Here is a 22792-nt window from a genome sequence, read left to right on the forward strand (position 1 = left end):
AAGCACGCATGTTCGAACGCATCATTCGCTTTGCCATCGACCAGCGCTGGCTGGTCATGCTGGCTGTCTTCGCCATGGCGGCCCTGGGGGTCTACAACTACCAGAAGCTGCCCATCGACGCCGTGCCCGACATCACCAACGTGCAGGTGCAGATCAACACCGGCGCACCCGGCTACTCTCCCTTGGAAACGGAGCAGCGGGTTACGTTCCCGATCGAGACCGTGATGTCGGGCCTGCCCGGCCTGCTGCAGACGCGCTCGCTCTCGCGCTACGGCCTGTCGCAGGTGACGGTCGTGTTCAAGGACGGCACGGACGTCTACTTCGCGCGCCAGCTGGTCAACGAGCGCCTGCAGTCGGCCAAGGCGGCCTTGCCGGTGGGCATCGAACCCATGGCCGGACCCATTTCCACGGGCCTGGGGGAAATCTACCTGTGGACGGTCGAAGCCAAGGACGGTGCAAAGAAGCCTGATGGGACCCCGTACACGTCGACCGACCTGCGCGAGATCCAGGACTGGATCATCAAGCCGCAGTTGCGCAACGTTCCTGGCGTGACCGAGATCAACTCGATCGGCGGCTACGAGAAGCAGTACCAGGTGGCACCCGACCCCGAAAAGCTCTCCGCCTATGGCTTGTCGCTCGCCGACGTGGTCAAGGCCTTGGAACTGAACAACGCCAACGTCGGCGCCGGCTACATCGAGCGACGCGGCGAGCAGTACCTGATCCGCGCACCCGGCCAGGTGCGCAGCATGGAAGACCTGCGCAACGTGATCCTGTCGAACAGCGATGGCACGCCGGTGCGCGTGCGCGACGTTGCGACCGTGGGCATCGGGCAGGAGCTGCGCACCGGCGCGGCCACCGACAACGGCCGCGAGGTGGTGCTGGGCACGGTGTTCATGCTGATCGGCGAGAACAGCCGTGTTGTCTCGCAGGCCGTGGACAAGCGGATGGAGGAAATCAACCGCACGCTGCCTGCCGGGGTGGAAGCCATCACGGTGTACGACCGCACGGTGCTGGTGGACAAGGCCATCGCCACGGTGAAGAAGAACCTGCTCGAGGGCGCGGTGCTCGTGATCGTGGTGCTGTTCCTGTTCCTCGGGAATTTGCGCGCGGCACTGATCACCGCCTTGGTGATTCCGTTGTCGATGCTCTTCACCTTCACCGGCATGGTCAACCAGAAGGTGAGCGCCAACCTGATGAGCCTGGGCGCGCTCGACTTCGGGATCATCGTGGACGGCGCGGTGGTGATCGTAGAGAACTGCGTGCGGCGCCTGGCCCATGCGCAGGCCCATCACGGACGACCGCTCACCCTCAAGGAGCGGTTCGATGAAGTTTTTGCCGCGTCGCAGGAAGCGCGCCGCCCGCTCCTGTTCGGGCAGGTGATCATCATGATCGTCTACCTGCCCATCTTTGCCCTCACGGGGGTCGAAGGGAAGATGTTCCACCCGATGGCGATGACGGTGGTCATTGCCCTCCTGGGCGCGATGATCCTGTCGATCACCTTCATCCCGGCAGCGGTCGCCTTGTTCATCGGCAACAAGGTGGCCGAGAAAGAAAACCGCCTGATGGTGTGGGCCAAAAAGGGCTACGAGCCGCTGCTCGAACGCGCCCTGGGCGCCAAGGCGGTGGTCGCCACCGTCGCCGTCATCGCGGTCGTGCTCTCCGGCCTGCTCGCCACCCGGCTGGGCAGCGAGTTCATCCCCAGCCTGAACGAGGGCGACTTCGCCGTCCAGGCACTGCGCATCCCTGGCACCAGCCTGACCCAGTCGGTCGCCATGCAGCAGCAGCTCGAACGCACGCTGAAGGCCAAGTTCCCCGAGATCAAGCGCGTCTTCGCCCGCACCGGCACGGCGGAGATCGCTTCCGACCCGATGCCGCCGAACATCTCGGACGCCTACGTGATGCTCAACCCGGAGAGCGACTGGCCCGAGCCCAAACGGACGCGCCAGGAAGTGATGGAAGCGGTCCAAGCCGAGGTGGGAAAAATTCCTGGCAACGCCTACGAGTTCTCACAGCCCATTCAACTGCGTTTCAACGAACTGGTCTCCGGCGTGCGGGCGGACGTGGCAGTGAAGGTCTTCGGCGACGACATGGATGTGCTCAATGAGACCGCGCGCGAGATCGAAGGGGTGCTCAAGTCCATCGACGGTGCCTCCGAGGTCAACGTCGAGCAGACCACCGGACTGCCCATGCTCACAGTCAACATCGACCGCGAGAAGACGACCCGCTATGGTTTGAACATCGCCGACGTGCAGGCCACCGTCGCCACGGCCGTGGGCGGCCAGGAAGCCGGCACGCTGTTCGAGGGCGACCGGCGCTTCGACATCGTGGTGCGCCTGCCCGAGCGCCTGCGCAGCGACATGGAGGCCATCCAGCGCCTGCCCATCGCGCTGCCACCCGCTGTCGCCGCTGCATCCTCGGGCGCAGCCGCCGTCACGGGTGTCACACCGGCCGGTGGAAGCAGCAACCGGGTCAGTTTCATTCCGCTGTCCGAGGTGGCCACGCTCGCGCTCGCGCCCGGGCCCAACCAGGTCAGCCGCGAGGAAGGCAAGCGCCGCATCGTCGTGAGTGCCAATGTGCGCGGGCGTGACCTGGGCTCGTTCGTCACCGAGGCCGAGGCGGCCCTGGCGCGGCAGGTCAAGGTCCCCACCGGCTACTGGACCACCTGGGGTGGCCAGTACCAGAACCTGCAGTCCGCCACGCAGCGCCTGCAGATCGTGGTGCCGGTCTCGCTGCTGCTGGTCTTCACGCTGCTGTTCGCGATGTTCGGCAACCTCAAGGACGGCCTGGTCGTCTTCACCGGCATCCCGTTCGCGCTCACCGGCGGCATCCTGGCGCTGTGGCTGCGCGACATCCCGCTGTCGATCACGGCCGCCGTCGGCTTCATCGCGCTGTCGGGCGTGGCCGTGCTGAACGGGCTGGTGATGATCTCCTTCGTCCGCCACCTGCGCGAGGGCGGCGCCACGCTGGACCAAGCGGTCCGGGAAGGCGCGCTGACGCGGCTGCGGCCGGTGCTGATGACCGCGATGGTGGCCTCGCTGGGCTTCGTGCCGATGGCCATCGCCACGGGTACCGGCGCCGAGGTCCAGCGACCGCTGGCCACCGTGGTGATCGGCGGCATCCTGTCGTCGACCGCGCTGACGCTGCTGGTGCTGCCCGTGCTCTACCGGTTCGCGCACCGGCGCGACGAGGACGCCGAGGAAGAGCAACCGCAAGGCGAGCGCATCAATGGCGCGCCGCTCCTGCCGGCCCACCACCCCGCCTGATCCCGTGCCGTGATCGCCCTCGCACGGCGTCATGACCGAGGGCAGTTTTTCTTTTCTCCAACTCCCATTCACACGAGGTCTCTGCATCATGAAAACGTCTTCCCTCATCACCGCTGCCACGCTCGCGCTCGGCCTGTGCGGCCTGACCCAGGCTGCCGAGGAACACAAGGGCCACGGGCACGACGACAAGGCCGCAGCGCACCCGCACGAGGCCAAGGCGCAGCACGGCGGCGTGGTGTCGGTGGTCAAGGACACCAACTACGAACTGGTCGCGCGCGCGGGTGAAGTGCTGCTCTACGTCACCGACCACGGCAAGGCCGTGGACCTGAGCGGCGCGACGGCCAAACTGACGCTGCTCTCGGGCAGCAAGAAGGAAGAGCTCACGCTGGTGCCAGGCAAGGACGCCCTGCAGGCCAAGAGCGATTTCGCCGTGGCCGCTGGCACCAAGGCCGTGGCGCAGGTGGCGATGAAGGGCCAGCCGGCCCAGGCCGTGCGCTTCTCGGTGAAGTGACCGGCGAGATAACCAAACTGTAATCTGGCAGTTGGGAAGTTGATGGATTGGGTTTTTAAAGTTGCTTCATGCCACCGACGAGGTGGTGCCACTCAACCCACCCACCCATCCACTTCGAAAGACACCGACATGAACACCGTCTCGCTGCGCGCTCCCTTCCTCGCCCTGGCCGTCGTGCTGGCCGCCGTCGCCACACCCGCCCTGGCTTACAAGGGCACGAACTACAAGGAAGGCGACCCGACGCCCATGACCGTTCGCGCCGAACGCTCGTCCGCCGCCGTGGCCGCCGAAGCCCGTGAGTGGACCCGCACAGCGCCGACCCTCGGTTACCCGGAAGGCCAGCCGCAGGCCATCGCGCCGGTCAAGGCCAACCTGCGCGCCCAAGTGCATGCCGATGCCTTGAACTGGATGCGTTCGGGCCTGGGCGACGTGCAGTACAAGGAAGCCGGTGCCGACCGTGCGCAGCAGCCGTACCGCCAGGCCATGCAGGCTTACATGCAGAGCCAGCAAGGCGTCTCCGCCGCTGCCGCGCCAACCACCGGCGCAACGGGCCCGGTCACCCGCTGATCCCGCTATGCACCGGGGACTGTTCCCCGGCGCTCTGGCTCACCGTCACCGATGACCCCTGACCCTGAAGCCGACCTTGACCCCAGCCTGCGCGCGATGAACCATCGAGCGCAGGCTTGTGGCATACCTGGACTCGCTCGCTTTCTCTCCCTCCAGATCGATCCCATGGCGCTTGCCTCACTCACCTTGTCCGGCCTGCCTGCACCATGAGAATCCTGGTCATCGAAGACGAGCCCAAGCTCGGCGACTACCTGCACAAGGGCCTGAGCGAGAGCGGCTTTACCGTTGACCTCGCGCGCACCGGCACCGAAGGCCGGGCCATGGCGCTCGACGGCGCCTACGACGCCCTGGTGCTGGACGTGATGCTGCCGGGCATCGACGGCTTTGCGGTCCTGGAAGCCGTGCGTAGAACCAAGACGATGCCGGTCCTGATGCTGACCGCGCGCGACGAAGTGGCCGACCGGGTGCGCGGCCTGCAGAGCGGCGCCGACGACTACCTCTCCAAACCCTTCGCGTTCTCCGAACTGCTTGCGCGCCTGCAGGCCCTGCTGCGTCGCGGCCAGCTGCGCGAGGTCACGCACTACGCGCTGGGCGACCTGACGCTGGACTTGACCACGCGCCGGGCCACGCGTGCCGGCCAGCGCCTGGACCTGACGGCCAAGGAGTTCGCGCTCCTGATGCTGCTGCTGCGCCGTCAGGGACAGATCCTCTCGCGCACGCTGCTGGCCGAGCAGGTGTGGGAGATGAGTTTCAGCACCGAGACCAACGTGGTCGAGGTCGCCATCCGGCGCCTGCGCGCCAAGATCGATGACCCGTTCGCGGACAAGCTGCTCCACACGGTGCGCGGCATGGGCTACGTGCTGGAGCGTCGGCCCGACGCCGAGCCGTGACGTCCACGCCGACCTCGATCCAGGCCTCGCTCTCGCGCTGGTTCGCCCTCCAGACGTTCGTTGGCCTGAGCGCCATCTGCGTGGTCATCTACGCCCTCACGGCCTGGAGCTTCCAGCTCAAGCAGCAAGACGAGTTCGAGCGCCATGTCGAGCTGGTCGTGCACCTGCTGAACGAGCCGCGCAGCGATTCGCAGCAGCTTGCGTTCCAGCACAAGCTGGATGACTTTTTTCGCTCCCACAACGACATCGGCATCGTGCTGTATGCCGGTGGCCAGACGGTCTACGAGTCCAAGCCAGCGGAGTCTTCGACCCGATGGCGATGGACGTCAACCGATCTGAGGGACAAGGCACCGCAGCTGGGCACCGACCCCAAGCTGTGGCTGGGCGTCGATGTGCGCGAGGACGAAAAACTCCTGCATCGCCTGGGCCTGACGCTCCTGGGCATGGCCGTATTGGGTTCCATGCTGGTGTCCCTCACCGGCGTGCTGCTGGTTCGCCGTGGCCTGAGGCCGCTGCAGCAACTGGCCACGCAACTTGCCACCACGGGCCCGGAGTTTGCCGACCGTCGCATCGATCCAGGCACGTACGCCCTGGAGCTTGTGCCCTGGATCAACCAGTTCAATGCCGTGCTGGGACGCGCGGAGCAGGCCTATCAGCAACTCGAAGCCTTCAACGCCGACGTGGCGCACGAGCTGCGCACGCCGCTGGCCAACATGATTGCCGAAGTCGAGGTCGAGCTGGCCCGGCCAAGGACCCCGGAGGCCCTGCAGGACGCACTGATCTCCAACCTGGAGGAAACGCGGCGCCTGTCGGCCATCGTCACCGACATGCTCTTCCTGTCGAAGGCCGACCGTGGCGCGACCGCCCGGCGCTCCGAACCGGTGAGCCTGGCAGCGCAAGCCCTGGCGGTGGTCGAGTTCCATGAAGCGGAGCTGGAACAGACGGCCTTGCAAGTGCAGGTGCACGGCGATGCCATGGTCCGCATCGACGTCTCACTGGTCCGCCGTGCCCTGTCCAACCTGCTGAGCAATGCGGTTCGCTATGCGACGCCTGCCACGACCATCGAGATCCGCATCGAGGCCGTGGCAGACAGCGTCTGGCTGCGGGTCATCAACCCCGGGCTGGAGATTCCCGTGGACGCCTTGCCACACCTCTTCAAGCGGTTCTTCCGCGCCGAGCGTTCCCGCTCGCGGTCATCGGCCCACCACGGCCTGGGTCTGGCCATCGTCGCGGCCATCGCACGCATGCACGGCGGAGCGACCTTGGCACGCTCGGCCAACGGGCGCACCGAGATTTCGTTCTCGGTGCGGCATGCGTCGGCGCAGGAATTGGAACCCAGGCCGTCCTGACGCCGCAGCGAAGCAGGCGGCTTGGCGTGGCCTGAGACGAGGTCCCAGGGCTTCGGGCCTCAGTCGTTGTGCTTGCGCAGCAGCCGCAGCCCGTTGCCCACCACCAGCAGGCTAGCGCCCATGTCGGCGAAGACGGCCATCCACATGGTGGCGCTGCCGAAGACCGCCAGCACGAAGAACACCGCCTTGATGCCCAGGGCCAGCGTGATGTTCTGCATCAGCACCGCATGCGTGCGGCGGCTGAGGCGAATGGTCTCGGCGATGCGACCCAGGTCGTCGTTCATGATGACCACGTCCGCGGCCTCCATGGCGGTGTCGGTGCCCGCACCGCCCATGGCAAAGCCGATGTCGGCCTGGGCCAGGGCCGGCGCATCGTTGATGCCATCGCCGGTCATGGCGGTGGCGCCATGGCGCTCGCGCAGTTCCTTGATCGCTGCCAGCTTGTCCTCGGGCAGCAAGCCACCGCGCACCTCGGCGATGCCGGCCTCGCGGCCCACGGCCTGCGCTGTGGCGACGTTGTCGCCCGTGAGCATCACGGGCACGACGCCCAGCTTCTGAAGCCGTGCCACGGCCTCGATCGAGCTGGCCTTGATGGTGTCGGCCACGGCAAAGATGCCCAGCACGCCGGTCTCGTCGGCCAGCAGGGTGACCGTGCGGCCTTGCGCCTCATGGCCGGAGAGTTCGGCTTCCAGGCGGGCATCGGATTGCTGGCGCTCCTTGATCAAGCGGTGGTTGCCCAGCACCATGCGCTTGCCTTCGACGACGCCTTCCACACCGCGTCCGAGCAGCGCCTGGAACGCGTCCACCTCCGCCACCGCGCCGTCGAGGCCGGCCACGATGGATTGGGAGACCGGGTGGTCCGAGCGTGAGGCCAGGCTCTTGGCCCACCGCTTCGTTTGCGCCTCTGTCGATGGGTTCGACGGCACGAACGCCACCAGCTTCGGCTTGCCCTCGGTGAGCGTGCCGGTCTTGTCCAGCGCGATGGCCTTCAGGTGCCTGGCTTCTTCCAGGTAGGTGCCACCCTTGATCAGGATGCCGCGCCGTGCGGCTGCGGCCAGCCCGCTGACCACCGTCACCGGGGTGGAGATGACCAGCGCGCACGGGCAGGCGATCACCAGCAACACGAGCGCCTTGTAGATGGCGGTCATCCACGTCCAGTCCAGCAGCAAGGGCGGCAGCACGGCCACCGCCAGCGCCAGCACGAACACGGCGGGCGTGTAGATCGCGGCGAAACGGTCCACGAAGCGCTGCGTGGGCGCACGGGTGCCCTGCGCTTCCTCCACCGCATGGATGATGCGTGCCAGGGTCGAGTTGCTCGCCGCCGCAGTCACCTGGAACTCGAGCTCGCCGTTCTGGTTGATGGTGCCGGCGAACACCAGGTCGCCCGGTTCCTTGTCCACCGGAATGCTCTCGCCCGTGACGGGCGACTGGTCGATGCTGCTGTTGCCCTTGGTCACGCGACCGTCGAGCGCGACGCGTTCGCCGGGCTTGACCCGGGCGATGGCGTTCAAGGCAACGTCCGTGGCCTTCACCCGTTGCCAGCGGCCATCGGCTTGCTGAACATCGGCCTCGTCCGGCGCGAGGTCCACCAAGCCCTTGATGGCGTTGCGCGCCCGGTCCACGGCCCGCGCCTCGATGAGTTCGGCGATGGCGTACAGCGCCATGACCATGGCCGCTTCGGGCCACTGACCGAGCAGAAAAGCGCCCGTCACGGCCACCGACATCAGCGCATTGATGTTGAGCTTGCCGCGACGCAGCGCGATCAGGCCCTTGGTGTAGGTCTCGATGCCCGCCAGCCAGATCGCCACGGCAGCGACGACCATGCCCAGGCCCATCCACACCATCGTGTCGGGCGCGAAGTACGCCATGCCCTCGGCCACGATCGCCAAGCCCAGCGCTGCCGCCAGCCGCGCATGGCTGGGACCTTCAGCGTGGTCGTGTCCATGGTCGTCGGTGGCACCGGCTGCGGTGGCGACACGCACTGCCACCGGCTCTGGCGCGAAACCGGCCTTGCGGATCGCCACCAGCGCGGCTTCCACGGCCGCGTCGGTGCCATCGATGCGCAGGTTGCGCTGGGCGAGACGAAAGTGCAGGCCGCGAATGCCGTCGATCGGTTCGACCGCGCGGCGGATCTCCGACTCCTCGACCGCGCAATCCATGGTCGAGATGCGGAAGGTGTTAGGTGCGACGACCTCGGACACGGTGTCCTTGGCCGCCGAGAAAGACGGTGCGGCACAGCACGAAGCGTCTGTGGCTTCGATCGCTACGGGCGCGCAGCAGGTGTCAGCGGCTTTGACGGACGCTTTGGGCGCGCAGCATGCGCTCTCGACGGTCGCTGCCGGACTGGGTCCACAGCACGCATCGACGGTTGGTTGAGTGGATTTCGAACTGCAAGCGGTCCCCGCAGCGTCCTGAGCAGGTTGTGCCGCACAGGAGCTCGTGGGTGCAAGCTCGGGCACTGAACGACCGGCGTGCGGGTTCAGGTCGATGACTGGCTTTTGCAGTTGCGATGCGCTGGCGGGCGAGGTCGAGCAGGTCGAAGTGCCGCTGCAGCAGGTCGTGCGGTCGTCGTCGGGGAGTTTGGCCATGGGTGTTGTTCGCTTTCTGGGGTCGATTGAACACCTTGCACCTGCTGTAGGGTCAAGCGGCTAGGATGGGTGTCCGCGAAGCAGACAGGGGAATGACATGAAGATTGGTGATTTGAGCAAGGCCACGGGGGTCGAGGTGGGCACGATCCGGTTCTATGAACGCGCTGGCCTGATCGATTTGCCCGATCGCATGCCCAACGGCTATCGCAGCTATGGACCCCGGCACCTGGAAAGCCTTGCGTTCGTGCGCCACTGTCGTGCTTTGGACATTCCCATGGCCGACATCCGGCGCCTGCTGGACCTGGCGACGCTGCCCACGGAGGATTGCGGCAACGTCAACGAACTGGTGGATGAGCAGATCGAGCGCGTTCGTGCGCGCATCGAAAGCCTGAAGGCACTGGAAAAACAGCTGACGGTGTTGCGCGCCAAATGCACTGACCATCATCAGACGAACGAGTGCGGCATCTTGGGCGAGCTGGTATCGGCGGCTCATGGCGAAGCCTGCGTGTGCCACCCTTAAGGCGATTACGCAAAAACACGTTATTTTTGAAGCTCAGACTCCATCGGCTTTATGGGTTGAGCTTCCCAATCGGTTCAGGTGTGGAAAATAACAAATTTTTTGACCAAGTAAAAATTTCGCGACCATGAAACGCAGTCTCATGGACAGAAACTTAGAGACATCGTGCATTGCCAGGGTCATTGACATGCGTTGCAGGCACCTTTTTGCTGTTTAAGCATTTTATAAGAACCCCCATGAGAAGATTGCTGGCGGTTCTGGCCGTTGCACTGGTTTGGACCGCAGGCCGCGCAGCCACACCTCTATGCAACAGTTGCTGCGATGAGGACAAGATGCTTTACTGGGAGCAAACAAAATCACAGCACCCTTCACTGGCACACGAAAAAGCCAGCAACACCCTGCAAGTTTGCGTGCCTTCCACTGCACCGCAAACCTGAAAATAGCTTTTTTCTACCAGTATTAGTTATGACAATTTTCGATAGGATGATGGCCAGCAAAAATTGGGATTCAAGATTGCTTCGCGCCATCAGCGATAACATCGAATGCAAAAAAATCAAGTTCGTAAAGCCAATTGCTTATGACGAGATTTTTCAGGATATAAATGAGGACTGGATTGTCAATTTTGCAGTGAATGCAATAATTACGGGGTGCGTTGATAAAAATGGAAAATATTTAGAAACTTCGAAAGAGTTTGAAATTGAAGTACGCGCGCACATCTTTTTGATTCCTGAGAATTTTCCGCTTGACTCTCTAGATGCGCATGTAGGCAGCATGCCCATGAAAATAAACTTTCATGCCCTAAGAGCGGTTTGAAGATAATAAGTCAAATTAAAAATGGGACCAAAAGGCAAGTCACACGGCTTGCGAACTGATCAGGGGCTATATCAGCGCGACTGGCCCCGTGCGCCGCCATGGAGAGACATCCTGCATTGCGAAGACCAATGGCGTAACCTACAACCGTCTTTCGGCCCACCGAGTCACCCACCGAGCACTCCTATGAAGAAACTTCTGGCCATCATGGCCTTCGCCTTTGCCTCGACCGGTGCACTCGCCGCCGCACCTTGCTGCGATGAGGACTGCTGCGACGAGGTCACGATGCCCTGCTGCGAGTAAGCAGCGGAAAAGCCAGCCTGACTGGCAAATAAAAAAGCCGGCATTCTCATGCCGGGTTTTTTATTTCAAGGCGCAGCAGAGTTCAACTTATTTTTGATGACAAATCAGCAAAATGTGGCTAATCATTTGTTGCTGTAGTGCTCGAAGATTATCAGGGTAATCTTAAGGGAATAGGTTTGTGACGGGACGCAGCGCGGTGTCGAACTAAGTTGGTTTGAACAGCCGATTACCTTGCGTGTTCGAGTTAAGGTCAAGGTTGTAGCCTTTTAGCGCGTGGCGCTTTATCTCCATGCCCCGCATCGCCCTCATCTCCGACACCCACAACCTCCTGCGCCCCGAAGCCTTGGCCTTCCTCGCCGGCTGCGATCACATCGTCCATGGCGGCGACATCGGCGGGCCTGACATCCTGGCGCGACTGTCGGCGATCGCACCGATGAGCGTGGTGCGCGGCAACAACGACCATGCGCCCTGGGCGGCCGACATTCCCGTGTCGTTGACGGTGGTGCTGGACGGCGTCGCGGTGCACGCGGTGCACGACATCGCCGATCTGAATCTGGCTTCGGCTGGTACGAACGTGCGTGTGGTGGTATCTGGCCACTCGCACAAACCGTCGATGGCCGAGCGCGATGGGGTGCTGTTCATCAACCCGGGCAGCGCGGGACCGCGTCGCTTCAGCCTGCCGATTTCTGTGGGCGAACTGTGGATCGACGGCGGCCAGGTGACGCCGCGGCTGGTCATGCTGGACGTTTCGCCTCCACGTTGAGCCAACGGTCGGCAGCGTTCGTATTTGCTTTGGGACCCTCGGAGCAAACAACACACAGACTGGACGCGCGCACGACACTGGAAAAACCGTTCGAGCCGACCTTGCCGAGGTCTTCCTGCTGACCGTGGCATGGCGCTTCCTCATGCCAGTGGCCACGCTGTTCTTCACCGGCTGCGCGCAGCGCCCACAGGACACCGCGTTTCTCGCTCGGGTCGAGCGGCAGGTGGCGGCCTGAAGCAGACCGAGCCGTCGAAGGTGCGCAGGCCCATGATGTGATCGATGTCCAGCCAGTCCAGAACGCATTTGGGTCGATCTGCCAAGCACTGGACGGCTTGCCGGTGGATGGCCAGTGGCCCGAAGGATTGCGTCGCGGACCTTGGGCCTCGGGCCAGTTGCGATACCCCGCGGAGAGCTTGACCCAGGTGCGCTTGCCACTGGCGCTGCTCAGCAACCAATCCAGGCCCTCGATGCCTGACGCACTGGGTCGGCCAAAATGGTCCACGACCAGCTTGCAGCCGGCGTCGAGCACGGCTTGGCCGACGGAGGCGAGATCGCGCAACGCGCAATGCACTTCCACGTGCCAGTCGAGTTCTCGCACGCACGCCAGCAAGCGTGGCCAAGCGCCTTGCGTGTAGTCGGGAATTGGCAGACCGATCAGGTTGAACCGGATCCCCACGATGCCACCGGCGGCCAGTGCGTGCATCTGATCGTCATGCGTCTCGGCATCGACGACCGCGACGCCGCGCAGGCGCTTCGGCTGCTCACGGATCGCTTCGAGCATGAAACGGTTGTCGGTGCCCAGGAAGCTTGGCTGTACCAGCACCGCGTGAGAAACGGCATGGGCATCGAGCAGCGCCAAGTAGTCCACCAGCGTCGCGTCATGCTCGGGTGCGTGCCGTCGCAGCGACGCCAGGGGAAGACCGCGCACGAACACGTGGGCATGACTGTCGACGGCGGTGATGCTCGAAGGAATCAAAGACATGGTCAGGATGGGAACGTGGCGCCTTGTCGACGATGTGTCTGTGGCACCTGTTCAGGTGGCAGCAGTATCGGGAGGCCGTAGAGGCGCCGTAAGACTGGTTTTCGTTCATTTTTTATAAGAACGACTTATGGAAGAACGACGTTTCTCTTGCAAGTCCAGGTCGCAAGGAAGATGGCTTGTCCACGATGCGAACATCGCACGCACCAGTGGTCACTGGCAGACACTTCACGACGTCACCTCCACACGAGTGCAAGGCCGGCGGCAGCGCCGTCGCTTGCGCCGTGAAAACAGATCGTGAGAAGCTGACCGGCTGGACCGATCGACGGGCGCGATCGATCACCACCTCGGTCGCAGTTCGAACAACGGGTCCCTGACAACACCTTCGCACCGGAGCACTTGAATGTTTTCTCGATCAATCCAACGCCGGAAGCCGGTTGCTCTGCAATTGGTCGTCAAACGGGTTCTGGCCTTGGCGCTGGTGCTGCTTCCCGTCGGCGCATGCGCTCATGGCGACTGGCCACCGCGTTTCGGCGGTGTGATGAACGATGGTGGGGAGACCAGCTTCGAACTGGTAGGCGATTCCGCTGGACTCGTCGCCCATGCGTCAGATCATGGCAAGCCGCTGGATGTCACGGGAAGCGCGGCTGAGCTGCAGATTCAGCGCGTCGGGCGCAAGATAATTTTCAAAGGCAAGCCACGTGGCACGGCCATTGTTTTTGTGGGGGCCAAACTCATGGTTGGTGACGAGGTCGCCTTGAAGTTGGCATCAGCCACCGGGGAAATTGATTATGGGCGGTTCCCGCCTTCTGCCGTGACGAAACTCGCATCGCAGGCGATGAGAAACTGACAGCGGTTCACATCATGCGAGCGGCTTGGCGACCGGTCGTTGCATCGGCTCAATAACGTGCTGTTGGCGCCGCGACATGGTTTCACTGCTACGCCACCGCATTGACGGCGCCTCCGGTGCACCACAGGCCGTGACCGAGACGACGACTTCAGATCAGCTCGTCCCGTCGCATTGAGGGTATTCACCGAGTGCCGCCTGCGCGAACTGACAGCTTTCTGACAGCTTCGGCCAACGACGATGGGAGATGTTGTGAAGCCGCGACGAGTGGCTTCGCGATTGCTCTCCCAACGACACGAGGCACGCACATCCATGACTTCCAAGAACTTCATTTTTACCTCTCTGGCGGCGGCATCGGCGCTGAGCCTGACGCTCGTGGCCTGCGGAGGCGGCAGTGACGACAACACGGCCAGCACACCGCCACCGGCCACGACGACGCCGACGCCGACGCCGACGCCAGAACCCGTCAACCCATTGGCAAAAGCACCCACCGAACTCAGGACCACATGGTTCGGGATCAGCAATTGGCACTATCAGGTCGGGGGTCTCGGCTTCATTCTCGATGGCGAAGTGGTGAACTCGGGCCAAGCGCCGACGCCCGCAGCCGTGACCAAGGCACTCACGGCGTTGAAGAAGCGCGGTACGGTCGATTTCTTTCTGGTGGGTCACGAGCACGGCGACCATGCCCTGCAGATTCCTGAGTACGCCAAGCAGACGGGCAAGCCGATCTACGCACCGGCAGCGGTTTGTGCGGCGGTGAAGGCCTATGGCAACCCGGACAATCAGTGCACGACGCTCAAGGGCGGTGAGACCCTGAAGATGAACGACTACACCACCGTGCGGGTGGTGCGTTGGCTCCACAGCATCGACTGCGGCGGAGTCGGCAACGGCACGGCAGGGGTCGAGACCTTCGGCTTCCTGATCACGGCGCAGACGCCTGACAAGGACAAGGTACTGACGGTCTATGTGTCCGACAGCGGCGCCGGCGGGGTCGACCTGTTCATCCCGCGCGTGGTGGGCAAGGGCACGCCATCCGAGGTCGTCTACGGCGCGCCGTTCTCCAATCTCTCGGATGCGGTGCGTGCGGCGAACGTTCCCAGCATCGACCTCTGGCAGGGTGGACCGGAGTCGCGGGTGGTCAATCAGGCGCGCATCCTGATGCCGGTCTTCAAGATCAAGTACTTCCAGCCGCATCACCTCGGCACGCGCGCGACGCAGGTCGATGGCGTGAGCGTGGGCTACAAGCTGGAGTACGGTCTCCATTTCCCGTACCTGGAATCCGAGGTGCCGCTCCTGACCGGTTTCATGAAGAGCATCGGCACGCAGCCCTTCAACCCTTCCAACTACTTCGATGCCTGGGTCCTGGATCGCAATGGTTTCAAGGCCGTGGACAACGCGGACGTGAAGGCGGTCTATGGGTTGCCGGCGACGGGCCCGGGGCCTGGCAAGCAGGGCCCCAATCCGCGCTCGGGCCAGCTGGAATGTCTCAACGACTGACCTTACATGGCGTGCTCACCTTCCTCGCGAGGGTGAGCACCAGGCATCGACAAACAAAGATATGAATACGCTAGATTCCACAGACATCCTGTCGGCGAACCGGCGCCGCTGGCTGCAGGCCGGAGGCAGTCTTGCCCTGAGCGGCATGTTGCCCTCGATGGCCGGTGCGCAAGCGGCATGGCCGAGCAAATCGATCCGCTTCGTGGTGCCTTTCGCACCGGGCGGCAGCTCCGAGATCGTGGCGCGTTCCAGCGCCGCCGAGTTGTCCAACACCATCGGTCAAAGCGTCTACGTCGACAACAAGCCCGGTGCGGCAGGCAACATTGCCATGTCCGAAGTGGCGCGCAGCGACGACCAGCACACCATCATCCTGGGTCACATCGGAACGCTGGCGGTCAATCCCTACATCTTCGAAAAGCTCCCGTACGACGCCAACAAGGACTTCAAGCCCGTGAGCTTGCTGGCCAAGGTGCCCAGCCTGTATGTGGTGCATCCGGATGTGCCGGCCAAGAACTTGACCGAGTTCATCGCCTACGCCAAGAAGAATCCGGGCAAGCTGAGCTACGGCTCCGCTGGCAACGGAAGCGCTGGGCATCTGGCTTTCGAGTACCTGAAGATCACTTCCGGTGTCTTCATGCTGCATGTACCTTATCGCGGCACCGGGCCGATGCTGACCGACCTGATCTCGGGTCGCTTGGAAGCCTCGGCCATCGGTGCTGCCGCCATCCTGCCTTTCATCAAGACGGGCAAGGTGCGCTGCATCGCGACGGGTTCGTCGAAACGTCTCCCGCAGTTGCCCGACGTCCCGACGGTGGCAGAGCAGGGATTCCCAGGCTTCGAGATGACCCAGTGGTACGGCATGCTGGCCCCCGCCAGCATGGCCCCGGCCAATCTCGCGAAACTGTCTGCTGAAACCATGAAAGGCATGAAGACACAAGCTGTTCTCGAGCGCCTCAAGGGCGACGCGGCGGAGGCCGTCGGCGGTACACCGGAGGAATTCGCCAAGTTCATCGCCGTTGAGCAGGAGCGCTGGAAGAAGGTCATTGCGCGGGCCAACATCAAGCCCGACTGACGTTGGCCACGAGCGGACCTGAGGGCTCGTTGTGTCCACGGCGGGCCCTTTTGCTTCCAACGATTGCATCATGCGCATCCTTCTCGCTGAAGACGAACACGCGCTGGGGACCTGGCTGTGCAAGGCGCTCGAGCATGCGGGAATCCAGGTCGAATGGGTCGATGATGGCCAGCTCGCCGATCGCGCGCTTTGTGCTCAAAAATACGATGCCCTGGTGCTGGACTTGGGCCTGCCCGGCATGGACGGACATGCGGTGCTGCGCAGACTCCGTCAGCGCGACCAGCGCTTGCCCACACTGATCCTGACGGCGCGCGACTCGCTGGCAGAACGCGTCACGTCGCTCAACGCCGGGGCCGACGATTTTTTGGCCAAGCCATTCGCCCTTGCCGAACTCGAAGCCCGGCTCCATGCCCTGGTACGACGCGCCAGGGGAACGGAGCATCCGCGACTGGCCTGCGGGCCGCTGGTCTACGATGGACCATCCCAGCAGTTCCAGATGAACGGACAACCACTGGCACTTTCGCCGCGTGAGACGTCCGTGCTTCTCACGCTTGCACAACGCAGCGGAGAACCGCTGTCCAAGCAACACATCCTGGACCGGGTGTTCTCCGATGACGAGGATGTGCATCCTGAAGCGGTCGAGGTTTTCATCTACCGGCTGCGCAAGCGCCTGCACGACTCGGGCGTTCGAATCGTCACGTTGCGTGGTCTGGGCTATACGTTGGAAGCGCGTTGAATGAACCGCGTTTCAAGGGTGTTTCGTCGGGCTTGGCAATGGTTCCGGAGAGCCAGCCTCTGGCGGCGACTTGCATTGCTGTTGCTGCCTTGTCTGCTCGCGATGACCTCCATGGAACTTTGGATGACGCGCCACGATGCCTTGGAGGCAGCCAACTCGGCCTACGACCGTTCACTGCTGGGAGCGCTGAAGTCCATCGATGCCAACATTTCGGTGGCCTCTGGCGGGCTGGCCGTGGAGCTGCCCTACACGATGTTCGAATTCTTCGAGTTGACGGCGAGCGGTCAGGTGGTCTTCCGGGTGGCGACATCCGACGGTCTGGTCGAACTCGGGAGCGCGGACCTTCCCGAGTCCACGGTCGCGCTGTCGACGGGCGTGCCTCGGTTCTACGATGCGATGTACTTCGGAGAGGAATTCCGCTTCGCCGCCTACCGGCGCACCCTGAATGGCCTCGCAGTGGGTGGCGAGGGTCAGAGCATCCTGGTCCAGGTCGGTGAAAGCACGCGCTCGCGCCAGGATTTCACGGCCCGCTTCGTTCGTCGAGCGGCCCTGCGCGATGTCGCGATCCTGCTGTTTCTCGTCTGCGGCACATCCCTGGCGCTGGCGGCCGCCTTGCGACCGCTGACACGGCTCGCCCGGGAAGTCCAGGCGCGCAGCGCGGACGACCTGACACCCATCGACGACGCGGACCTGCCCGCCGACATCCGTCCGCTCATGGTCGCGGTCAACCAGTACATGACGCGGACCCAGGAACTCGTCGTGCAGCAGCGCCAGTTCCTCGACGACGCGTCGCACCAGATGCGCACCCACTTGACGACCCTCCAGATGCAGGTCGACTATGCGCAGCGTGAGACGGCGCCCGACCGTCTCGCGGAGACGCTCAAGGCCATGGGCAGGGAGATCGGCAGGATCACCCGGAGTACCCAACAGCTCCTCGCACTCGGACGAAGCGACACCGTCGCACTGGAGTTGGGCGAGGTGAACCTCGCCGCCCTGCTCAGGGACGTCGCGGTGGAACTGCTGCCCATGGCACGGTTCAAGCACATCGACCTCGGTATCAATCCCTCGATGCCCGTCCTGATGGCCGTGGCGGACGAGGCGCTGCTGCGCGAGGCGCTGGGGAACCTGGTCTTCAACGCCATTGCATACACCCCCACGCGTGGAACCATCACCGTGCACGCCTCGGCCCGGGAACACAGCTGGCGGATGATCGTGGAGGACGACGGTCCAGGATTGACCATCGAGGAATGCGCGACGCTCGGCCACCGGTTCCAGCGGGGACAACGCGCGGCGAAGGGCGGGTCGGGCCTGGGGTTGGCGATCGCCCGATCCATCGCCGAACGACATGGCGGCGGGTTGGAACTGACACCCAGGGCGTCGACCTCCGGCCTGCACGCCGTCATCTGGTGGCCTCGATGCGCCTGCCAGGGAAAGTCCGAGGAACCGGTATGAGTCCTTATGTTCTGCGGCGCCGCAGGGTGCTTGGCATGATTTCCTGCGGCGGGCTTCCTGCTGTGACTTGGGGTGCCGATGCCCCGCTCGATCCAAGCCTGAGACCGGCGTCCTGTGTGATCCCGGCGAAGGCAGGCGGTGGCTTCGATCTGACGTGTGTGCTGGCGCGGGATGCGCTGCAACTGGCAAGGCCGCTGCGTCCTCCTTTGGCCCTGCGCTATTTGCCGGGCGGCATCGGTGCCGTGGCTTTCGATCGTGTGGCCACAGGCCGCCTGGGTGGGGACGCGGTGCTGATCGCGTTCTCCAGTGGCTCCTTGCTGAACATCGCACAAGGTCGATTCGGTCCCCATCCTTCCACATCGGTGCGATGGATCGCCACCCTGGGCACCGACTATGGTGTCATCGCCGTGCATCGCGACGCTGCATTCAAGACGCTCGGTGACGTTGTGACGGCCTTGAAGCAAGCGCCCTCACAAGTTGTCTTTGGTGCCGGAGGCACGGTAGGCAGCCAGGATTGGGTCAAGGCTGCCCAACTGGTCAGGGTCGCTGGAAAGGATCCGAAACTGATGCGATTCGTGTCGTTCGAGGGCGGCGGCGATGCATTGAAGGCCCTTCAGGGCAAGCATGTCGACGTGTTTCCAGGGGACGCCGCTGAAGCCTTGCAAGCGATTGCCAGCGGTGCGCCGATCAAAATTCTTGCGGTCCTGTCGAACGACCGATTGGGCGGTGCCTTGTCGGGCATCGCGACGGCGCGGGAGCAGGGCGTCGACATCGTGTGGCCAACCGTTCGAGGCCTGTATCTCAGCGCGGATGTTCCCGAGGAAGCCGTGCAAGCCTGGGTCTCGGCGTTTCGCAACGCCATCGATGCCCCGGGATTCAAGACGCTGCGCGAGCAGCACGGGCTCTACCCGTTTTCTCTCACGGGATCCTCGCTCGAGGCGTTCGTCGCGACGCAGATCACGATTTATCGAAAGATCGCTGATGGACTTGGGTTGAGACGCTGGCACCAATGAGCGCCATTGGGTGGATGTTCATCTAATTCTGCGGTTCGCGCCAATCTGCCAGAACGACGAATTGGAAGAATTCGTGTTGTCGACGTTATTGATGATGAGAACGAAGCATGTGGTTTATCAGCATTTTGAATGATTTGGTTTTAAGCATTTGAGCAAGCGTGCCGTGCAAAAGCAGGCGGCGTAGACTGGTCGGATGACGCCCGAAACGCTCCTCTCGATGGACCCCCGCATGCAGTCCTGCATTTCGTCCACGAGTTGGAGACCTGCCCAGACCTGCCGAGCCTGGAGGCAGGCAGCATCGTGACCACCGGGACACGGACCGATGCCTGGGCCGTCAGACAAGGGGAGACCTCGCAGTGCGAGATCGGTACGCCTTTCGCATCCCTGCGTGTCACGTTTCGCTGAATGCCTGCATGGCAAGTTGTATCTCGAACTCGCAAGACGTCATGCACACGAAAAAAGATCCGGCCGAATGAGCCGCACCCACAAGTTTCTCGAACGCGGGGGTGCGATGGGTGAGCGCATCCAGCATCACGATTGGTCGACCACCGTCCTGGGTCCGCTGGACGCCTGGTCTCGGAGTCTGCGCATGGCCGTTGCACTGACGCTGCGCACGCCGCAGCCGGCGTGTCTTTTCTGGGGACCCGAGCAAGTCTCGATCTACAACGACGGCTACGTCCCTTTTCTCGGTGACAGGCATCCGGCATCCCTCGGGCGTCCCGCCGCCGAGGTCTGGGCCGACATCTGGGACACGCTCGGACCGATCAACGCAGCGGCGTTCGCCGGCGAAGCCCAGCGGTTCAAGGACATGCCTTTCACGTTGGCATCGAGCGTCCAGGCGTTCAGTTGGTTCACCTTCTCCTACACCCCGGTCGTCGATGACGAAGGCGAGGTCGCAGGGCTCTACAACCTCGTCACCGAGACGACGGACAAGGTGCTCGCCGAACAGCGCATGGAGGCGAGCAAGCAGGCCTTGCATGAACTCAATCAATCGCTCGAACAGCAGGTGGCGGCACGGACCCAGGAGCGGGACCGGCTCTGGCGCAACACCCAGGACGTGCAGCTGATCATCGACGGGCGGGGTGTCCTGAAGGCCGTCAGTCCAGCCTTCACGACGATCCTCGGCTGGACGTCCGACGACGTGCGCGGCAGGAACGTGTTCGATTTCATCCTGCCCGATGAAGAAGCCAGCCAAGGCGCGCTCGACCAGGCGCGCGCAGGGAACCTGCCGACCTTCGAGAACCGCTACCGCCACAAGGACGGTGGGTTTCGCTGGTTCTCCTGGGTGGCGACACCCGAGGCCGACCTGATCTACGCGAGCGGTCGGCATATCACGTCGGAGAAAGCGCAAGCCACGGCCTTGGCGGTTGCCCAGGACGCCCTGCGGCAGTCGCAGAAGATGGAAGCGGTGGGCCAGCTCACGGGCGGCGTCGCGCACGACTTCAACAACCTGCTGACCGTCATCAAGTCCTCCACCGAACTGCTCAAGCGGCCCGATCTTCCGGACGATCGCCGTGGTCGCTACCTTCTGGCCATTTCGAGCACCGTCGATCGAGCCGCCAAGCTCACCGGGCAACTCCTCGCGTTCGCCAGAAGACAGGCACTGCAACCCGAGGTGTTCGCCGCCTGCGACAGCGTGCGGTCGCTCTCGGCCATGATGGAAACGATCACCGGCGCCGGGATCGGGATCGTTACCGAACTGCCCGCACATCCCTGTTTCGTCAACGCCGATGCCAGCCAGTTCGATACGGCCCTGGTCAACATGGCGATCAACGCACGCGATGCGATGGACGGGCAAGGCCGGCTCACGATCCGCGTCGAAGGCGTCGAGGCGATGCCGGCCACCCGGAGCAGCCCGGCGTATGCCGGCGCGTTCGTCGCGGTGTCGATCAGGGACACCGGCAGCGGCATCCCGGCAGAGCGGCTGGAGCAGATCTTCGAGCCGTTCTTCACCACCAAGGCCGTGGGCCAGGGCACCGGCCTGGGCCTGTCCCAGGTCTACGGCTTCACCAAGCAGTCCGGGGGTGAGATCCGGGTCGAAAGCCGAGTGGGCCAAGGCAGCGTGTTCACCCTGTACCTGCCGCGTGCCACGGCGGCCGAGCAGGCGAAAAAGACCGAGGAGCCCGAACCCCTCGTGGACGGTCACGGCACGTGCGTGCTGGTGGTCGAGGACAACGTCGACGTGGGCAACTTCGCCGTGCAGACGCTGACGGACCTCGGCTACAGGACCGTGCTGGCCACCAACGCGCAGGAGGCGCTGATGGAACTGGCGAGGGACGCGGATCGCTTCGACGTGGTGTTCTCCGATGTGGTCATGCCCGGCATGAATGGCATCGATCTGGCTCACGAGATCCGTCGCTTGCACCACGATCTTCCGGTGTTGCTGGCCTCGGGCTACAGCCACGTGCTCGCACAGAACGGCACCTGCGGTTTCGAACTGCTGCACAAGCCGTATTCGGTCGAGCAGCTGTCTCGTCTGCTGCGCAAGGTCGCTGCCTGGCAGCGGCGCCGACGGGTGCTGGGTGGATGACATGAGTCCCCACGACCATCGGCTCGCCCCGGGTCGCGATGCTGCGCTCCGGATGCGCATGGCGCAGGGCCTCGACAACCTCGAGAACGGCGCCGGTCAGGTGCGACTGCTTTTCCAGGCTCACGCCGATGCCCGCGCCCATTCGACCCCGGGCGAAGTCCAGCACGTCGTCGATCAGCTTGGACATGCGCCGCGTCGTGGTCTTCGAACGCCCGCCCAGTCCGGCGACCTCGGCCTCGGGCCGCTGAAGCAGCAGTTCCGCGGTCATGCTCACCGACGACAACGGATCGCGCAGGTCGTGTACCAGGACGGCGATGAACTGTTCCCGCAGTTCGGAGGTGGCCTGCTCGTCCAGACGTGCCGGGTTGGACGCTCGCAACTGATCTTCGCTGTCGAGCAGCATGGCGATCAGACCCGCGAAGGCAGTGAAGGTGGCCACGGTCCGCGGATCGGACACCTTGCGTGGCGCCCGATCCACCGCGCAGAGGTCGCCGAAGTACACGCCGTCGGCGCGCACGACGGGCACGGCGATGTCGCTTCCGATCCCGTGGGTGCGAGGGGTCTGGTGCTTGCACAAGGTCGTGTTCACATCGAGCGAACTGCCAGGCACCAGGCCGTACGCGATGTTGTCCTGGACTGCACGGGCGGTCCGAGTGTCTTTCGTGACCCCTCGGCCGAACAATTATTTCCTGCTCGTTATCAAGAATGGTTGATTTCTCGACGTCTGCGCACGCCGGCGGAATCGGCGATCAATTCACTGGCGTTGTATTTGAATGAGCTTGAACCAACAAGACGGGATCGGGGAAAATACCAGGCTCGCTGATCGGCCATCAAAACAGAATATGAGGATTTGCGTCAAATCCGTGAGATTCATGATCGGCTCTCCGGTACCGGCCTCGTGTCGCCGAATTCCGTTGAACCGGAAATCACCCAGTTGCCGGCATGTCGTTGCGACAGCGGACGCCTTCGATAGGAGAATCGACTTCTTTGAATTGGAGGAAAGGTTCGAGGAAGGCCGGATTTTCCATGCCGGCCTTATCTTTCTTGGATTGAAAGCAGATCAATGAATTCCGATTCATCGATAGAAGCAGTGGCAAGAGGAATG

Annotated in this window: 20 protein-coding genes; 17 read left to right on the plus strand and 3 right to left on the minus strand. The window is 63.5% G+C overall.

Annotated elements, in window-relative coordinates; genetic code table 11:
• The first annotated feature begins 8 nt into the window (after positions 1-8).
• The 5 genes from NF681_19940 (at position 9) to NF681_19960 (ending at position 6580) form a co-directional block, all read left to right on the plus strand.
• Positions 9-3263 carry a CusA/CzcA family heavy metal efflux RND transporter gene (locus NF681_19940; protein ID UST56257.1) on the plus strand — a complete coding sequence of 1085 codons (3255 nt, stop codon included), beginning with the start codon at positions 9-11 and terminating at the stop codon, positions 3261-3263.
• 88 nt (positions 3264-3351) lie between these two features.
• Positions 3352-3774, plus strand: coding sequence for a hypothetical protein (locus tag NF681_19945; protein UST56258.1), 423 nt, complete (start codon positions 3352-3354; stop codon positions 3772-3774).
• A gap of 129 nt (positions 3775-3903) precedes the next feature.
• Positions 3904-4341, plus strand: a complete 438-nt coding sequence (locus NF681_19950; GenBank protein UST56259.1) for a hypothetical protein — start codon at positions 3904-3906, stop codon at positions 4339-4341.
• 206 nt (positions 4342-4547) lie between these two features.
• The gene (locus NF681_19955) at positions 4548-5231 is read left to right on the plus strand and encodes a heavy metal response regulator transcription factor (GenBank protein UST56260.1); all 684 of its coding nucleotides are present in this window, start codon (positions 4548-4550) and stop codon (positions 5229-5231) included.
• Positions 5228-6580 carry a heavy metal sensor histidine kinase gene (locus NF681_19960; protein ID UST56261.1) on the plus strand — a complete coding sequence of 451 codons (1353 nt, stop codon included), beginning with the start codon at positions 5228-5230 and terminating at the stop codon, positions 6578-6580. The genes NF681_19955 and NF681_19960 overlap by 4 nt, the downstream gene beginning before the upstream one ends.
• A gap of 59 nt (positions 6581-6639) precedes the next feature.
• Here the strand turns inward: NF681_19960 and NF681_19965 are convergent, their stop codons facing one another.
• A complete protein-coding gene (locus NF681_19965) occupies positions 6640-9168 on the minus strand; it encodes a heavy metal translocating P-type ATPase (protein UST56262.1) in 2529 nt (842 codons plus the stop codon).
• A 97-nt stretch (positions 9169-9265) separates the two neighbouring features.
• Between NF681_19965 and NF681_19970 the strand changes: the two genes are divergently transcribed.
• From NF681_19970 to NF681_19980, 3 genes are all read left to right on the plus strand, one after another.
• A complete protein-coding gene (locus NF681_19970; GenBank protein UST56263.1) occupies positions 9266-9688 on the plus strand; it encodes a Cd(II)/Pb(II)-responsive transcriptional regulator in 423 nt (140 codons plus the stop codon).
• Between the two features lie 233 nt (positions 9689-9921).
• Positions 9922-10122, plus strand: a complete 201-nt coding sequence (locus tag NF681_19975; GenBank protein UST56264.1) for a hypothetical protein — start codon at positions 9922-9924, stop codon at positions 10120-10122.
• A gap of 28 nt (positions 10123-10150) precedes the next feature.
• The gene (locus NF681_19980; protein ID UST56265.1) at positions 10151-10498 is read left to right on the plus strand and encodes a hypothetical protein; all 348 of its coding nucleotides are present in this window, start codon (positions 10151-10153) and stop codon (positions 10496-10498) included.
• Positions 10499-10662: 164 nt separating this feature from the next.
• Here the strand turns inward: NF681_19980 and NF681_19985 are convergent, their stop codons facing one another.
• The gene (locus NF681_19985) at positions 10663-10848 is read right to left on the minus strand and encodes a hypothetical protein (protein UST56266.1); all 186 of its coding nucleotides are present in this window, start codon (positions 10846-10848) and stop codon (positions 10663-10665) included.
• A gap of 239 nt (positions 10849-11087) precedes the next feature.
• Between NF681_19985 and NF681_19990 the strand changes: the two genes are divergently transcribed.
• On the plus strand, positions 11088-11561 hold the full coding sequence (locus NF681_19990; protein UST56267.1) for a metallophosphatase family protein: 474 nt from the start codon (positions 11088-11090) through the stop codon (positions 11559-11561).
• Here the strand turns inward: NF681_19990 and NF681_19995 are convergent.
• Positions 11533-12543: an amidohydrolase family protein gene (locus NF681_19995; protein ID UST56268.1), complete on the minus strand. Its 1011-nt coding sequence runs from the start codon at positions 12541-12543 to the stop codon at positions 11533-11535. The genes NF681_19990 and NF681_19995 overlap by 29 nt on opposite strands.
• A gap of 400 nt (positions 12544-12943) precedes the next feature.
• Here NF681_19995 and NF681_20000 point away from each other — a divergent pair, with 400 nt between their 5' ends.
• From NF681_20000 to NF681_20035, 8 genes are all read left to right on the plus strand, one after another.
• Positions 12944-13390, plus strand: a complete 447-nt coding sequence (locus NF681_20000) for a hypothetical protein (GenBank protein UST56269.1) — start codon at positions 12944-12946, stop codon at positions 13388-13390.
• 309 nt (positions 13391-13699) lie between these two features.
• Positions 13700-14884, plus strand: coding sequence for an MBL fold metallo-hydrolase (locus NF681_20005; GenBank protein UST56270.1), 1185 nt, complete (start codon positions 13700-13702; stop codon positions 14882-14884).
• 61 nt (positions 14885-14945) lie between these two features.
• On the plus strand, positions 14946-15956 hold the full coding sequence (locus tag NF681_20010; protein ID UST56271.1) for a tripartite tricarboxylate transporter substrate binding protein: 1011 nt from the start codon (positions 14946-14948) through the stop codon (positions 15954-15956).
• Between the two features lie 70 nt (positions 15957-16026).
• Complete coding sequence (locus tag NF681_20015; protein UST56272.1) at positions 16027-16692, plus strand: response regulator; 666 nt, start codon at positions 16027-16029, stop codon at positions 16690-16692.
• Complete coding sequence (locus NF681_20020) at positions 16693-18144, plus strand: sensor histidine kinase N-terminal domain-containing protein (protein ID UST56273.1); 1452 nt, start codon at positions 16693-16695, stop codon at positions 18142-18144.
• Positions 18145-18179: 35 nt separating this feature from the next.
• Positions 18180-19157 carry a tripartite tricarboxylate transporter substrate-binding protein gene (locus tag NF681_20025; protein UST56399.1) on the plus strand — a complete coding sequence of 326 codons (978 nt, stop codon included), beginning with the start codon at positions 18180-18182 and terminating at the stop codon, positions 19155-19157.
• Between the two features lie 472 nt (positions 19158-19629).
• Complete coding sequence (locus tag NF681_20030; GenBank protein UST56274.1) at positions 19630-21687, plus strand: ATP-binding protein; 2058 nt, start codon at positions 19630-19632, stop codon at positions 21685-21687.
• 1 nt (position 21688) lies between these two features.
• Complete coding sequence (locus NF681_20035) at positions 21689-22510, plus strand: hypothetical protein (protein UST56275.1); 822 nt, start codon at positions 21689-21691, stop codon at positions 22508-22510.
• Positions 22511-22792: the final 282 nt, after the last annotated feature.

The sequence above is a fragment of the Comamonadaceae bacterium OTU4NAUVB1 genome (genome assembly GCA_024372625.1).
GTDB lineage: Bacteria > Pseudomonadota > Gammaproteobacteria > Burkholderiales > Burkholderiaceae_C > Variovorax.

What these genes read in the sequence shown, in the direction of transcription:
- NF681_19940 (UST56257.1), top strand. Translation starts at nt 9, where the DNA reads ATGTTCGAACGCATCATTCGCTTTGCCATCGACCAGCGCTGGCTGGTC.
- NF681_19945 (UST56258.1), top strand. Translation starts at nt 3,352, where the DNA reads ATGAAAACGTCTTCCCTCATCACCGCTGCCACGCTCGCGCTCGGCCTG.
- NF681_19950 (UST56259.1), top strand. Translation starts at nt 3,904, where the DNA reads ATGAACACCGTCTCGCTGCGCGCTCCCTTCCTCGCCCTGGCCGTCGTG.
- NF681_19955 (UST56260.1), top strand. Translation starts at nt 4,548, where the DNA reads ATGAGAATCCTGGTCATCGAAGACGAGCCCAAGCTCGGCGACTACCTG.
- NF681_19965 (UST56262.1), bottom strand. Translation starts at nt 9,168, where the DNA reads ATGGCCAAACTCCCCGACGACGACCGCACGACCTGCTGCAGCGGCACT.
- NF681_19970 (UST56263.1), top strand. Translation starts at nt 9,266, where the DNA reads ATGAAGATTGGTGATTTGAGCAAGGCCACGGGGGTCGAGGTGGGCACG.
- NF681_19975 (UST56264.1), top strand. Translation starts at nt 9,922, where the DNA reads ATGAGAAGATTGCTGGCGGTTCTGGCCGTTGCACTGGTTTGGACCGCA.
- NF681_19980 (UST56265.1), top strand. Translation starts at nt 10,151, where the DNA reads ATGACAATTTTCGATAGGATGATGGCCAGCAAAAATTGGGATTCAAGA.
- NF681_19985 (UST56266.1), bottom strand. Translation starts at nt 10,848, where the DNA reads ATGAGAATGCCGGCTTTTTTATTTGCCAGTCAGGCTGGCTTTTCCGCT.
- NF681_19990 (UST56267.1), top strand. Translation starts at nt 11,088, where the DNA reads ATGCCCCGCATCGCCCTCATCTCCGACACCCACAACCTCCTGCGCCCC.
- NF681_19995 (UST56268.1), bottom strand. Translation starts at nt 12,543, where the DNA reads ATGTCTTTGATTCCTTCGAGCATCACCGCCGTCGACAGTCATGCCCAC.
- NF681_20000 (UST56269.1), top strand. Translation starts at nt 12,944, where the DNA reads ATGTTTTCTCGATCAATCCAACGCCGGAAGCCGGTTGCTCTGCAATTG.
- NF681_20005 (UST56270.1), top strand. Translation starts at nt 13,700, where the DNA reads ATGACTTCCAAGAACTTCATTTTTACCTCTCTGGCGGCGGCATCGGCG.
- NF681_20010 (UST56271.1), top strand. Translation starts at nt 14,946, where the DNA reads ATGAATACGCTAGATTCCACAGACATCCTGTCGGCGAACCGGCGCCGC.
- NF681_20015 (UST56272.1), top strand. Translation starts at nt 16,027, where the DNA reads ATGCGCATCCTTCTCGCTGAAGACGAACACGCGCTGGGGACCTGGCTG.
- NF681_20020 (UST56273.1), top strand. Translation starts at nt 16,693, where the DNA reads ATGAACCGCGTTTCAAGGGTGTTTCGTCGGGCTTGGCAATGGTTCCGG.
- NF681_20025 (UST56399.1), top strand. Translation starts at nt 18,180, where the DNA reads ATGATTTCCTGCGGCGGGCTTCCTGCTGTGACTTGGGGTGCCGATGCC.
- NF681_20030 (UST56274.1), top strand. Translation starts at nt 19,630, where the DNA reads ATGAGCCGCACCCACAAGTTTCTCGAACGCGGGGGTGCGATGGGTGAG.
- NF681_20035 (UST56275.1), top strand. Translation starts at nt 21,689, where the DNA reads ATGAGTCCCCACGACCATCGGCTCGCCCCGGGTCGCGATGCTGCGCTC.